At 57.4% G+C, this 11,882-nt stretch carries 13 protein-coding genes, 1 tRNA gene and 3 pseudogenes; 10 read left to right on the top strand and 7 right to left on the bottom strand.

The window, feature by feature from the left end:
- Nucleotides 1-192: 192 nt before the first annotated feature.
- Together KMP13_RS16585 and KMP13_RS16580 are read right to left on the bottom strand one after the other, a co-directional pair.
- Nucleotides 193-268, bottom strand: a tRNA-Ala gene (locus KMP13_RS16585).
- A 246-nt stretch (nt 269-514) separates the two neighbouring features.
- A complete protein-coding gene (locus KMP13_RS16580; RefSeq protein WP_215267093.1) occupies nt 515-844 on the bottom strand; it encodes a TIGR02300 family protein in 330 nt (109 codons plus the stop codon).
- Nucleotides 845-944: 100 nt separating this feature from the next.
- On the opposite strand from KMP13_RS16580, the gene KMP13_RS16575 reads away from it, so the two are divergent.
- Entirely contained in the window at nt 945-1,628 is a 684-nt protein-coding gene (locus KMP13_RS16575; protein ID WP_215267092.1) for a M48 family metallopeptidase, read from the top strand.
- Here KMP13_RS16575 and KMP13_RS16570 read toward each other — a convergent pair whose 3' ends face one another.
- Nucleotides 1,629-2,252, bottom strand: a complete 624-nt coding sequence (locus tag KMP13_RS16570; protein WP_215267091.1) for a glutathione S-transferase — start codon at nt 2,250-2,252, stop codon at nt 1,629-1,631. It lies immediately after the preceding gene.
- Between the two features lie 124 nt (nt 2,253-2,376).
- On the opposite strand from KMP13_RS16570, the gene KMP13_RS16565 reads away from it, so the two are divergent.
- Nucleotides 2,377-3,030 carry a GntR family transcriptional regulator gene (locus KMP13_RS16565; RefSeq protein WP_215267090.1) on the top strand — a complete coding sequence of 218 codons (654 nt, stop codon included), beginning with the start codon at nt 2,377-2,379 and terminating at the stop codon, nt 3,028-3,030.
- A gap of 22 nt (nt 3,031-3,052) precedes the next feature.
- Here KMP13_RS16565 and KMP13_RS16560 read toward each other — a convergent pair whose 3' ends face one another.
- Nucleotides 3,053-4,840, bottom strand: coding sequence for a sensor domain-containing diguanylate cyclase (locus tag KMP13_RS16560; RefSeq protein ID WP_215267089.1), 1,788 nt, complete (start codon nt 4,838-4,840; stop codon nt 3,053-3,055).
- 509 nt (nt 4,841-5,349) lie between these two features.
- Between KMP13_RS16560 and rplS the strand changes: the two genes are divergently transcribed.
- From rplS to KMP13_RS16535, 5 genes and pseudogenes are all read left to right on the top strand, one after another.
- Nucleotides 5,350-5,724: a 50S ribosomal protein L19 gene (gene rplS, locus KMP13_RS16555; protein WP_215267088.1), complete on the top strand. Its 375-nt coding sequence runs from the start codon at nt 5,350-5,352 to the stop codon at nt 5,722-5,724.
- Nucleotides 5,725-5,735: 11 nt separating this feature from the next.
- Entirely contained in the window at nt 5,736-5,957 is a 222-nt protein-coding gene (gene rpmE / locus KMP13_RS16550; protein ID WP_215267087.1) for a 50S ribosomal protein L31, read from the top strand.
- Nucleotides 5,958-6,160: 203 nt separating this feature from the next.
- Complete coding sequence (locus KMP13_RS16545; RefSeq protein WP_215267086.1) at nt 6,161-6,970, top strand: division plane positioning ATPase MipZ; 810 nt, start codon at nt 6,161-6,163, stop codon at nt 6,968-6,970.
- A gap of 127 nt (nt 6,971-7,097) precedes the next feature.
- A pseudogene (locus KMP13_RS16540) lies at nt 7,098-7,400 on the top strand (histidine/lysine/arginine/ornithine ABC transporter ATP-binding protein); the annotation flags it as partial.
- Between the two features lie 36 nt (nt 7,401-7,436).
- Nucleotides 7,437-7,980, top strand: a pseudogene (locus tag KMP13_RS16535) (transporter substrate-binding domain-containing protein); the annotation flags it as partial.
- Here KMP13_RS16535 and KMP13_RS16530 read toward each other — a convergent pair.
- Entirely contained in the window at nt 7,967-8,521 is a 555-nt protein-coding gene (locus tag KMP13_RS16530; RefSeq protein WP_215267085.1) for a sugar O-acetyltransferase, read from the bottom strand. The pseudogene KMP13_RS16535 and the gene KMP13_RS16530 overlap by 14 nt on opposite strands.
- 130 nt (nt 8,522-8,651) lie before the next feature.
- Nucleotides 8,652-9,584, bottom strand: coding sequence for a LysR family transcriptional regulator (locus KMP13_RS16525; RefSeq protein ID WP_251363910.1), 933 nt, complete (start codon nt 9,582-9,584; stop codon nt 8,652-8,654).
- 81 nt (nt 9,585-9,665) lie between these two features.
- On the opposite strand from KMP13_RS16525, the gene KMP13_RS16520 reads away from it, so the two are divergent.
- The 3 genes and pseudogenes from KMP13_RS16520 to KMP13_RS20635 form a co-directional block, all read left to right on the top strand.
- The gene (locus KMP13_RS16520; RefSeq protein ID WP_215267084.1) at nt 9,666-10,337 is read left to right on the top strand and encodes a YceI family protein; all 672 of its coding nucleotides are present in this window, start codon (nt 9,666-9,668) and stop codon (nt 10,335-10,337) included.
- A gap of 5 nt (nt 10,338-10,342) precedes the next feature.
- A complete protein-coding gene (locus tag KMP13_RS16515) occupies nt 10,343-11,113 on the top strand; it encodes an SDR family oxidoreductase (RefSeq protein WP_215267095.1) in 771 nt (256 codons plus the stop codon).
- A gap of 215 nt (nt 11,114-11,328) precedes the next feature.
- A pseudogene (locus tag KMP13_RS20635) lies at nt 11,329-11,652 on the top strand (transposase); the annotation flags it as partial.
- A 59-nt stretch (nt 11,653-11,711) separates the two neighbouring features.
- Here KMP13_RS20635 and KMP13_RS16505 read toward each other — a convergent pair.
- A complete protein-coding gene (locus tag KMP13_RS16505; protein WP_435370368.1) occupies nt 11,712-11,882 on the bottom strand; it encodes an integrase core domain-containing protein in 171 nt (56 codons plus the stop codon).

The raw sequence follows: 11,882 nt of genomic DNA, 5'->3' as shown, positions 1-11,882 counted from the left end.
TCTCCCGATTACGCTCCTACACGAGCGCGCAGCGAACGTCTGCATTAATCCGCCCATGGAGCACAAAGGAGTACAAAGCGTGAACATCAGTTAGCTGACTGAGATTACTGTAGAGGAACCACGCTTCGCTCAGCCAGAGGCAGCATATCTGACCAAAAAAGCAGAACTATGTGATCATTTACAGGAAAGAATTGGTGGAGCCTAGCGGGATCGAACCGCTGACCTCCTGCATGCCATGCAGGCGCTCTCCCAGCTGAGCTAAGGCCCCTTCCAACCGTCTGAGCCTATGCTCCTTCGGTGTGAGAGGTCGTTTAAGCCCAGATCCGGACCTCCGCAAGAGGAAAATGCAAGCGACTTGTGATTTTTCATGCAGATAGCAGCCGCGCGCCCTGCACCACCTGCAACGATGTGCCCTACCCTGCAACCCAAGGCGCTAAAACGCAAAAGAGGAGGCCATGAAGCCTCCTCTTTGGTCTACCACTTCCCCTATGGGACGCAGCGATTTTGGGTCAACTCAGGAATCGTCGTCCGGTGCGGCCACATCGGCCAGCTCATCCAGAGGCACGCTATCCTCGTCGTCGTCATCATCCAGAACGTCATCGCCCAGATCCACGTCAACCGTGTCATCGTCATCTTCCAGAACGACCTCATCGGTATCGGCGCCTTCTTTGGCCTTCGCGCTCGCTGCATCTTCGGCGTCCGCTTCGATCATGCGGGACTTGCCGGTGTTCAGCTCAACGATTTCACCCGAGTACGGGCTGACAACCGGGTTCTTGTTCAGGTCGTAGAAACGCTTGCCAGTGGTTGGGCAGACGCGTTTGACGCCCCATTCTTCCTTGGGCATGTGATGTCCCCTTGATTATGCTGTGAGTCGTATCGACGATTCAGGTGCCTTGCCATATGAGGGTTTGACTGTCAAAGCCTTTGCGAACAAGGGACATCGAATGAGCGACCATCACTTACCCGGGGATCCACCAATTCCACTGACCCTGCGCCGGTCGGCACGGGCGCGGCGGATCTCGCTTCGGGTGTCTGCGTTGGATGGTCGGGTGACGTTGACCCTGCCGGAACGCTTGCGGGCTGAGGCCGCGTTGGAGTTCGCGGCCGAGAAAGAAGACTGGATCCGCAAACATCTGGCGCGCCAACCGGGTCAGGTTCAGGTCGCCCTCGGCAGTATGATCCCGGTGGATGGCACGCCGCGCCAGGTGATCGCCGCGCCGGGGCGTCGGGTGATCCTGGAGCCCCAGACCATTGCCGTGCCCACAGCCGCGCTGGGACGCAGTTTACAGCGCTACCTGCGCGAGCTGGCGCGTGACCGGCTGGCCGAGGCCTCGGACCACTATGCGCGCCGTTTGGGGCGCAACTACGACCGACTGACCTTGCGCGATACGCGGTCGCGTTGGGGGTCATGTTCGTCGGATGGGGCGTTGATGTATTCCTGGCGGCTGATCCTCGCGCCACCGGATGTCTTGCGCTATGTGGCCGCGCATGAGGTCGCCCATCTGGCCGAGATGAACCATTCGCGCGCCTTCTGGGATCAGGTGACGCGCTTGTTTGGCAATTATGAGCCACCACGCAAATGGCTCACCGCCAATGGGGGCGAGCTGCACCGCTATCGGTTCGAATAATCAGGGAAAGGCGGTGGGTGCGTCGCCGTCCTGCCACTGCGGGTATTTGTCCATCACAGCTGTGAACCGGTCCGAGGTCAGGAAACGCTCCAACCACCCCTGCAGCGACGGCCAGTCCTGCGCGTCAAACCGCGTTTTGTCGATAAAGGCGAACTGTCGCACAAAGGGCAGGATCGCAAAATCCGCCAATGTGGGGCGGTCAAAGATCCAAGTCTCGATCTGCGCATCAAGGCGCGCGAGGAACGCATGCGCCACCGCGCGATGGGCTTCGGGGCCTTCACCGGGATAGCGGGTGGGGTATTTCGTCCGGTCCAGGGCGCGTTTGAACGGGCCGTCAGCCTCCTCGATCCATGCGAGACCCTGCGCAGGCATATTCAGCCAGCCCTCCGGGTCCGACTGGCCCAGCGCCCAGCGCATGATGTCAAAGCTTTCGTCAATCACCGCGCCTTCCGTCTGCAGACAGGGCACTGTGCCCGTGGGCGACGCCGCCAGAAACGCCGCAGGCTTGTCGCGCAGCACCACTTCGCGCAGCTCAACCAGGATCTGGGCCGACGCCAGACCAAGACGGGCGCGCATCGCATAGGGGCAGCGGCGAAAGGAATATAGGATCGGTGTCTCGCTCATGATCTACGTGAGGTATCGCATTCCCCCGATCTCGGCAATCTCTGGCTGCGCTGTGACGCGGCATATCGGAGCATCGCGTGCTTTGCGGTTGACCAACTGGCGATTTGTGATCACATGCAGAGCCATGACATTGCCCACACGCCCCAATACCGAAGTCACCACGGCCGCCCATGACCGCGTCTACCGCGCCCTGCGCACCCGTATCATGCATGGAGAGGTCGCGCCGGGCGAAGCGCTGACCCTGCGCGGCATTGGCCGGGATTTTGGTGTCTCGATGACCCCGGCGCGCGAAGCTGTGCGCCGATTGGTGGCCGAAGGGGCCTTGTTCCTGTCGTCATCGGGCCGCGTCTCGACCCCGGAGCTGAGCAATGAACGGATCGAAGAGCTGGCTGCCCTGCGCGCCTTGATCGAGGTCGAACTGGCCTCGCGCGCCCTGCCCCGCGCCCATATGGCGCTGATCGACCGGTTGCAGACGATCAATTCCAACGTGGCCGAAATGGTCGCGAAACGCGATGCGGTGGGCTATATCCGCACCAATCTGGAATTTCACCGCACGCTTTACCTGCGCGCCCAGGCGCCTGCGATGCTGGCGATGGCGGAAACCGTCTGGCTGCAGCTTGGCCCCACCATGCGCGCGCTCTATGGCCGTCTGCGCCGGACCGAGCCACCCCAGGATCACCGCCTGATCATTGCCGCGCTCAAGGCCGGGGATGAACCCAGCCTGCGCCTTGCGGTGCGATCAGACGTGACCAAAGGGCTGCGACTGCTGGCCGGGTAACCCGGGCCCGCTCATCAGCCCCTCAGCTTGCCTTCTTGTCATCTTGCGCCACGTGCTCGGGCATCTCCCAATCGCCAGACCCGCGCCCGGCTTCGCCCACCAGACCACCCTCGGACGGCGAGACGTTGTCGGCCATCACCACGCGGTTGCGGCCCAGCGCCTTGGCCTCGTACAGGGCCTCATCGGCGGAACGCAGCAGGAATTGCGGCAATGTGCCCTGGGCCGGGTAATTGGACACCCCAATCGAGATCGTGACCCGCGGCAGTGTCTTTTCGCCATAGCGCACCTTGATGTTCTCAACCCGGCGGCGCAGCGCCTCAGCACGGGCCAAGGCCGCATCCGCATCGCAATGGGGCACGATCACGGTAAACTCCTCGCCTCCGGGGCGGCAGGCCACATCATCGCCGTCGCAGTCCTGCTCCAAGGCAGAGCCCACAGCCCGCAGAACCATATCGCCCGCATCATGGCCATGGGTGTCGTTGAACTTCTTAAAGTGGTCCACATCCACCGCAATCACCGCAAATTCATCGCCCGAGCGTTCGCTGTCATTGATGGATTTGCGCAAGGTCTCGGTCATATGGCGTCGATTGAACAGACCCGTTAGCGGATCACGCACGGATTGGTCATGCAGCTCGTCGCGCATGCGCACATTGGCAATCGCCATGGAGATCTGCTCGGAACACATCTGCGCCAGGCTGCGATCAATCATAAAGGCATCGGCGGATTTATGTTTGGACCGCAAATGCAGCAACCCCACCGTTTCCCCATGCGCCAGGATCGGGAAACAGAAATAGGGGTTGTCATTATGCGGCACTGCATGTTCGCAGGTAAAATTGATCTCGTTGGTGCCATATTCATAGGTGCGACCGCGCCGCAGCCCCCAACATTCCTCGGGATGGATGTGGTCCTTGTGCGACCCACCATTCCAACTGGCCCAACCATCCAACACATCACGCGAGTTGGAATAGACATAAACGCTGCCCTCAGCATTGGGCAGGATATGGGTCATAAACCGTTCAACCATGCCAAACAGCTCATCCAGGGAGCGGCTGGATTGCAGCCATTCGTTCAACTCCCCCAGCAATTTGACATCGCGCGCCAGCCGCAGCTGCTCGCTCATCATTTCTTTTTCACTGCTGGATTGCTGTTTCAGCGCCTGATACTGGCGACGGTTCGCGCGGTAGACGATGATCGACACAATCCCCATCGTGGCCAGCGCCGCCGCCGTCAGCACCGACAACAACGCCCGCACCCGCATCAGGAAACTGTCCCGTGCACCGGTAATATCGGTGTAAAACTCCATCACACCAATCACACTCCCGTCCGAGATCACGGGCTCAAAAATCTCGGCCACCTCATGGATGGAAACATCCTGATGCAGCGCATGTAACGCCAACCCGTCTATCTCTGATGAGGGTTTCTGCTCCCGACGATACGAGACCTGCCCTTCGGCAATCACATCAAAGGGAAAATAGTCCGGCGCTGCCGTGCCAATTTCATGGGGACGCGTGGACCAGATTACCTGCCCTGCCATATCATACAGTTTGAACAGATAGACATCCGAGGCCTCAGGCAACAGCGTCAGATATTCGATGTCTTCTTCTGTCAACGCTTTGTCGGCAAACGTACGGTCAGGATCGTCCAGATGCATGATCACCCGACGATGCCACAGTTCCGATTGCTTGCGCGTATCCGCTTCCATCAGGCTTTCAACGATCGGAACCGAGACGCGAAAGACCACCCAGAACGACGTCACCGTAATCGCCAACAGAGCGGTGGAATAAACGAATATTTTGAAAAACTTGCGCATGACGAAATCGCCCTGAAGGAAACATTGCCTGCAGTCTCGCAGCAAAGGTTAAGCTGCGGGTAAAGATCGCAGACTGAGAAAGTAACAATTGTTTATAGATTTCATTCTATTGGACCACATCACAGGTCACAGTATGTACCGTCGCTGGGCCCGAGCAGTGTCCTAACCAATTTCCGGTCTATGTCCTTACCAATTCCTGACCCGACCGCGCGCTGCTTTGGCAACCGTTTCGCTGCGAAACCGCCTTGCAAACATGGGTCTTTCCGCCTATGAACCGCCCATCCGGCACTCGCTATCTGAGTCGCACGGATCTTTTTGCATTTGGTATGCCGGATCTCTTTCGATCAGGACGGAATGGAAGAAGCCTACTTAAAAAGAATGTCGGATCATCTCTGGCGGGCGCGGTTTCGGTGCGAAACGGAAATCAGCGGACCCGGTGAAAGCACAGAGCTCTGGGACGTGAAATCACCTTCGTGGACAAAACCACGAGCAAAATAGGAGACGATCACATGGATCTGATCGCACAGCTAGAGGCGGAACAAATTGCCGCCCTGGGGAACGACATCCCCGATTTCAAAGCCGGTGACACCATTCGCGTCGGCTACAAGGTGACCGAAGGTTCGCGTTCGCGCGTCCAGAACTACGAAGGCGTTTGCATCAGCCGTAAAAACGGCGTTGGCATTGCGGGTTCGTTCACCGTTCGCAAGATTTCTTTTGGTGAAGGCGTTGAGCGGGTATTCCCACTGCACTCCACCAATATCGACAGCATCACCGTAGTCCGTCGTGGCCGCGTGCGTCGCGCCAAACTGTACTACCTGCGTGCACGTCGTGGTAAATCGGCACGTATTGCCGAAGACACCAACTACAAGCCCCAAAAAGCCTAAGGAGTGGTTCAATGAAAGCCGATACTCATCCCGACTACCACTTGATCGACGTCAAAATGACCGATGGCACCATCGTCAAAATGAAGTCGACCTGGGGCAAAGAAGGCGACCAACTGGCGCTGGATATTGATCCTTCCGCACACCCGGCATGGACCGGCGGCAACACCCGTCTGATGGACGCTGGTGGCCGTGTGTCCAAGTTCAAAAAGAAATACGAAGGTCTGGGCTTCTAATCACCCATCGACCACGGTTTCGCACCGAAACGTCGCTCCACTTTGGGGCGGCGTTTTTTGTGGTTTATCGCCCTGGCCCGTTAATCGCGCGCGTTAACCAATAAACCAGAAGAGAAGTGCCGCAGAATCTTTCCCTTTGAATTGGGACAAGCTATAGTCTCTAACAACAAGCTTTCTGCAATATCTGGGATAACGGGGCAGTCATGGCGCATATTATCGTTGTGGGGAACGAAAAGGGCGGTGCTGGGAAATCCACGGTTTCGATGCACGTCGCAACCACTTTAGCCCGGATGGGTCGCACGATCGCCGTTTTGGATATGGATTTGCGCCAGCGTTCGCTGGGGCGATACCTTGAGAACCGAAAATCATTCATCGCGGAAACCGGGGTTGAGCTGCCCTTTATTGAGCTGACCGAGCTGCCGGAAATCGAAGAAAGCACGCTGGGGCCCAATGAAAACGTCTATGACCACCGGCTGTCAGCGGCGATTTCGGATCTGGAGCCTCGGGTGGATTTTATCCTGATCGACTGCCCCGGCTCCCACACCCGTCTGAGCCAGGTGGCGCATTCGCTGGCGGATACGTTGATCACGCCGTTGAACGACAGTTTTGTCGACTTTGACCTTTTGGCGCGCACCGACCAAAAAGGGGACAAGATCCTGGGGCCGTCGGTCTATTCCGAAATGGTGTGGAACGCCCGTCAGCTGCGCTCGCAGGCCGGGTTGAAACCCATCGACTGGATCGTGATCCGCAACCGTGTGGGCACCCAGCGGATGGTCAACAAGGAAAAGATGGAGCGCGCCGTCAAAATGCTGTCCAAGCGGATTGGCTTTCGCGTCGCGCCAGGCTTCTCGGAGCGGGTTATTTTCCGGGAATTGTTCCCCCGTGGTCTGACCCTTCTGGATCTCAAAGACATCGGCGTGAAACAGCTCAATATCTCAAACGTTGCGGCCCGTCAGGAACTGCGCGAGATGATGAAAGCGCTGGAACTGCCGGACGTTGAAATCGACCTGTGACCCCTGCAGCGCTGTGGACTTAACAAGACTTTGACGAAACAGCCCTCACCCAACCCCTTGGGTTGAGGCGCGCAAAGCCAGTTCAGGGCCAAAGCGGCGCGGTTCGGATTTTTCGCCTTTTTCCACCCAAAGCGCCAAAGCATCCGCTGCGGCGGTGGATCCGAGCGCGATGTTGTTTGACGAACCCACATCGACGCCGGCCCCCGAGCTGGTTGGCGAAGTGCTGAACGCGATCCGGAGCCTGGCCTGTGAGGGCCGCACCATGTTGCTGGTCACCCATGAGATGAAATTTGCGCGCGAAGTCGCGAACCACGTTGTCTACCTGTATCAAGGTCGCATCGAGAAACAAGGTCCACAAGACCAGATCTTTGACAATCCACAATCTGAGCGGCTGAAGCAGTTTCTCAGCTCTGTGTATGGACTGAATTAAACCTCAAAAACAAATCTCATCAACAAGGAGAGTATAATGAAACTCAAAGCTCTATTTACGACGACAGCTGCCGCCAGCGTGCTGATGGCAGGCCTTGCGGCTGCGGAACCAGTGAAAATCTGCATCGCGACTGAACCCTACCCGCCGTTTTCTTCGTTGAATGCCGAAGGCGAATGAGTTGGTAATCGAAGTGATCAAAGCTGTCTGCGCCGCAGGCGAGCTGGACTGTGTGATCACGTCTGTGGCATGGGGCGGGGTCATTCCATCGCTGACCGGCAAGCAGATCGACGTGATCATGACTTCGATGTCGATCACCGAAGAACGGTTGAAGACCATCGACTTCTCTGATGCTTATTACAACACGCCGACGGTTGTTGTGGCCGACAAACCCTTTGACATCGCACCGACACCGGAATCGCTGAATGGGGAAACCCTCGCTGTGCAGGCATCGACAGTTCACCAGGCATACGCGCAGCAATACCTTGCTGACGCCGGAATTCGTGTTTACCAGACTCAGGACGAAGCCAACCAGGATCTGTTTGCAGGTCGTATCGATGCGACCCTGTCTAGCCAATACGCGTGGGACGCGCCGGGTTTCCGACCACCACCTGCCCCGCGGCGACGTCTTTGGTGACAATGCTGCCGGCACCAACAACTGCGCCGTCGCCAATCGTCACGCCCGCCAGAATAATCGCTCCGCCACCGATCCAGGCGCGTTTGCCGATATGGACGGGTTTGGCAATCTCCAACCCTTCGACGCTGCGTTTTACGGGATCCATATGATGCTCGGCGCAATAGATCTGCACATAGGGACCAAGCAGGGCTTGCTCTTCGATGGTCACCGGGGCGCAGTCCAAAATCGTGCAGCCGGCATTCAGGAAAACATCTTTGCCAAGCTTAATATTGTAGCCGTAGGTGCAGTGAAACGGTGTCTCTACCAGCGCACTTGGCGCATCCATCAGCGCGCGCAGTTTAGGGCCCAATTTGCCCCGTTCGTTTGGCGGCAACGAATTATGTTCAAACACCGCCCCTCGGGCCGTTTCGCGCAGCGCGGCCAGTTCGTCATCTAAGCACGTATACCATTCACCCGCTGCCATTTTTTGTCGTTCGGTCGGACTCATGAATTGCCCTCTTTTATAAATATGCAGTTTTTTGAATTATACATTCGCACATCGCGGTCGATAGCAAAACCTCCCGCCTTTTGGAACCACATCAACGGGCATCTTCCGGCAAACCTTACCTAGAATCGGCCTAGACGTCGCGTAACTCACGTTTCAGGAAATCGATCAGCACCCGAACTTTGCGCGGCAGGTACATCCGGTCCGGAAACAACATCCAGGCGGCGGTATCAAATTCTGACAAGGTGCTTTGATAGTCCGCAAACAGCTGCACCAGCGTGCCCTCCTGCAAATCCGCGTCAATCAACCAATCCGCAAGCAACGCAACCCCCGCGCCAGACACGGCGGCTTCGCGCAGCGCAATGGCATTGGACACCAGTGGGCTGCCGCGCACTGGCACGTCAAACGCATCCTCTGTCTCGCTGCGAAAGCACCAGATGTCCTGCAATCCGCGTAACGAATACCGCAGGCAGTTCATCTGTTGCAGGGCATCGGGGTGGTCACAGGTGGCGACACTGCGAAGATAATCCGGACTTGCCACCACCTTGTAGCGGGTGTGCATCAACCGGGTCGAAATCAGATCCCCGCGCGGCGAAGGGGCCAGGCGGATGGCCAGATCAATGCCGTTTTCAACCAGATCAAGGTTGGCATCACTGCTTTGCAGATCGACCACAATGTTTGGGAATTCCTCCTGAAACCGCAACAACAGCGGCATCAATACCTTGCAGCTGAACGCGACCGAGGCCGTAAGGCGCAAGTGCCCGCTGGGCTGTGTCCGGGCGCTGGCGGCCTCTTCTTTGGCGGCTTCCAATTCATCCAGCAAGGGGGCCACCCGCTGCAAATAGCGCTGTCCCTCCTCGGTCACGGTCAAACGCCGGGTGGTGCGGTGGAAAAGGCGCGCGCCAAGATCCGCCTCGACTGCGGCCACGATACGCGACACCGACGATGGATCCATATCCAGCGCCCGCGCGGCACCTGCGATGCTGCCCATATCCCGGACCCGCAAAATGGTTTTGAGAGCTGAACTGTCCATTCCTGCGACTATCACACGAATATAGGGTTCCATCAATTATTTATCGCTGAGTGCGCAGTAAATAAGCTGCCCTTAAGGGATCAAACCATCTGAAACCCAAACAGGGACCTTGTTATGAAACGCACCCTAACACTGCTCGCAACCACCGCTGTGATGGCGCAGGCAACTGCCGTTTTCGCAGCGCCCAAGGAATGGACCATGGACCTTGGCCATGCCTATGTGGGTTGGGAGATCGACCACATGGGGCTCAGCTCCACCGTTGGGCAGTTCCGTGATTTCAGCGGCACGTTTATGTTGGACGCGGACGATCCAACCAATTCGAAGATCACATTTACCGTGCAGGCGGGTTCTGTCGACAGCAACCACGCGGGCCGCGACACCCATCTGCGTCAAAGCGACTACCTGGATGCTGAGAAAAATCCGCAGATCACCTTTGCTTCCTACGAGGTTGAGATGCTCACCCCAACATCGGGCAAACTGCACGGCGATCTGACCCTGCGGGGCCAAACCGCGCCGTTGACGCTGGATTTTGAGCTGGTCCGCAACACGACTTACCCGGCGTTCATTCCGCACTATGACGAGGTGCCCGTACTGGGATTTGAGGTCACCGGCGAATTGCTGCGTCTGGACCACGGCATGGACTTCATCGCCTTCCTCGGCTCACCCACCGGTCTGTCGATCGATCTGGATATGCATTTCGACCTGGTCGACTGTGCCGGCACGCCGGACACCAACATTCCCTGCAACTGGGGCCGCGTTGACGGCTTCAAAGGCCCAAACGAGTGAGTATGATGCAAGATCTGAGCAACAAAACCGCGATCATCACCGGCGCCAGCCGGGGTATTGGCGAAGCAGCCGCCCGTGAGCTTGCCGCAAAAGGCGCCAAAGTTGTGCTCGCCGCGCGCTCTGGTGCGGACATTGAGCGGATCGCAGCAGAGCTGCGCGCCGAGGGGCATGAGGCGATTGCGCAGACCTGCGATGTCAGCGACCGCGCGGCGGTTGAGGAGCTGATCACCAGCACAATGGCCACGTTTTCGACCGTCGATATTCTGGTCAACAATGCGGGGCTGATCGATCCGATCACCCGGATTGCCGACAGTGACCCCGAGGCCTGGACCCAAGTGATCGATACCAATGTCAAAGGCGTCTATTACGGGCTGCGCTATGCCATTCCGATCATGATTGCCCAGGGTGGCGGCACGATCATCAATATCTCATCAGGGGCTGCAAATTCCTTCCTCGAAGGCTGGTCGCATTACTGCGCCTCCAAAGCGGCGGTGCTGCGGCTGACCGGCGTCGCCCATAAGGAATATCACGATCAGGGTGTGCGTCTTGTTGGCCTGAGCCCCGGAACCGTGGCGACGAAAATGCAGGTCTCCATCAAGGCGTCGGGCATCAATCCTGTGAGCAAACTCGACCCGTCGGCGCATATCCCTGCGGACTGGGTAGCGCAGACGATCAGCTATCTGTGTGGACCGGGCGGGGATGAATTCCTTGGCCAGGATTTCTCACTGAAAACAGAAGAGGGTCGCAAGTTGGTGGGGTTGCCTGGTCTGAGCTGAGGCCGTGACACCTAACTTCCTTACGATGCATAAACTCGACCGAACATAGCTGGAACTTTCCAAGTTTGATCAAACAAGTGGGGTTAGTTGAATTTGATGAAGTCCAGTGTCCTCACGGTAGCGCAAATCGCGCCTGTTCTCTAGGCTCAGGACCGACTAATCTACTTGAGGCTGAGATGGCTGAGTGTTTCATAGCCCTCAATCTGAGGGACCTTATGAGCAATCTTTGCTGGCTGAACGAAGATCAAATGGCGCGGTTTCGGCCCTATTTTCCAAAGAGCCATGGCGTACCGCGCATTGATAATAGACATGTCTTTAGTGGCATTATCTTCATCAATCGCAATGGCTTGCGCTGACGTGATGCGCTCTATGAATACGGCCCCGCCAAGGCGCTCTACAATCGTTGGAAACGGTGGAGTGACATAGGGGTGTTTGCCCGGATCATGGAAGGGCTTGCTGCTGAAGCACCGGACAACAAAACGTTTTCTATCGACGCAACTTACCTCAAAGCTCACCAGACAGCTTCCAACTTGTCGGTGACCTGAGCCCCAAGTCTCCTCCGGTTTTGCGCGGAGTCCTTGAGGTTAAATCTTTGGCGTTAGGCCGCCAGCTTGTCCATTGCCTTTCTTTGCAAAAATTCCATCGGTGTCAGGTTTGCCAAGGCTGAATGTGGTCTGCGCCAATTGTAATCCTCCTGCCATTTTTCAAGCGTTGTGCGGGCGTCGCGCAATGTTCCAAACAGCGTTTCATTGAGGCATTCGTCCCTTAT

The sequence above is a fragment of the Epibacterium ulvae genome, assembly GCF_018678075.1.
Taxonomy (GTDB): domain Bacteria; phylum Pseudomonadota; class Alphaproteobacteria; order Rhodobacterales; family Rhodobacteraceae; genus Epibacterium; species Epibacterium ulvae_A.
Note: the sequence above shows the minus strand (reverse complement) of the source record. Positions and strands in the feature narration are given on the sequence as shown.

Bases quoted from the DNA above. Each gene is read 5' to 3' on its own strand.
- KMP13_RS16545 (WP_215267086.1), top strand. From the start codon at position 6,161: ATGGCGCATATTATCGTTGTGGGGAACGAAAAGGGCGGTGCTGGGAAA.
- KMP13_RS16515 (WP_215267095.1), top strand. From the start codon at position 10,343: ATGCAAGATCTGAGCAACAAAACCGCGATCATCACCGGCGCCAGCCGG.
- KMP13_RS16525 (WP_251363910.1), bottom strand. From the start codon at position 9,584: ATGGAACCCTATATTCGTGTGATAGTCGCAGGAATGGACAGTTCAGCT.
- KMP13_RS16580 (WP_215267093.1), bottom strand. From the start codon at position 844: ATGCCCAAGGAAGAATGGGGCGTCAAACGCGTCTGCCCAACCACTGGC.
- KMP13_RS16575 (WP_215267092.1), top strand. From the start codon at position 945: ATGAGCGACCATCACTTACCCGGGGATCCACCAATTCCACTGACCCTG.
- KMP13_RS16530 (WP_215267085.1), bottom strand. From the start codon at position 8,521: ATGAGTCCGACCGAACGACAAAAAATGGCAGCGGGTGAATGGTATACG.
- rpmE (WP_215267087.1), top strand. From the start codon at position 5,736: ATGAAAGCCGATACTCATCCCGACTACCACTTGATCGACGTCAAAATG.
- KMP13_RS16520 (WP_215267084.1), top strand. From the start codon at position 9,666: ATGAAACGCACCCTAACACTGCTCGCAACCACCGCTGTGATGGCGCAG.
- KMP13_RS16565 (WP_215267090.1), top strand. From the start codon at position 2,377: ATGACATTGCCCACACGCCCCAATACCGAAGTCACCACGGCCGCCCAT.
- rplS (WP_215267088.1), top strand. From the start codon at position 5,350: ATGGATCTGATCGCACAGCTAGAGGCGGAACAAATTGCCGCCCTGGGG.
- KMP13_RS16570 (WP_215267091.1), bottom strand. From the start codon at position 2,252: ATGAGCGAGACACCGATCCTATATTCCTTTCGCCGCTGCCCCTATGCG.
- KMP13_RS16560 (WP_215267089.1), bottom strand. From the start codon at position 4,840: ATGCGCAAGTTTTTCAAAATATTCGTTTATTCCACCGCTCTGTTGGCG.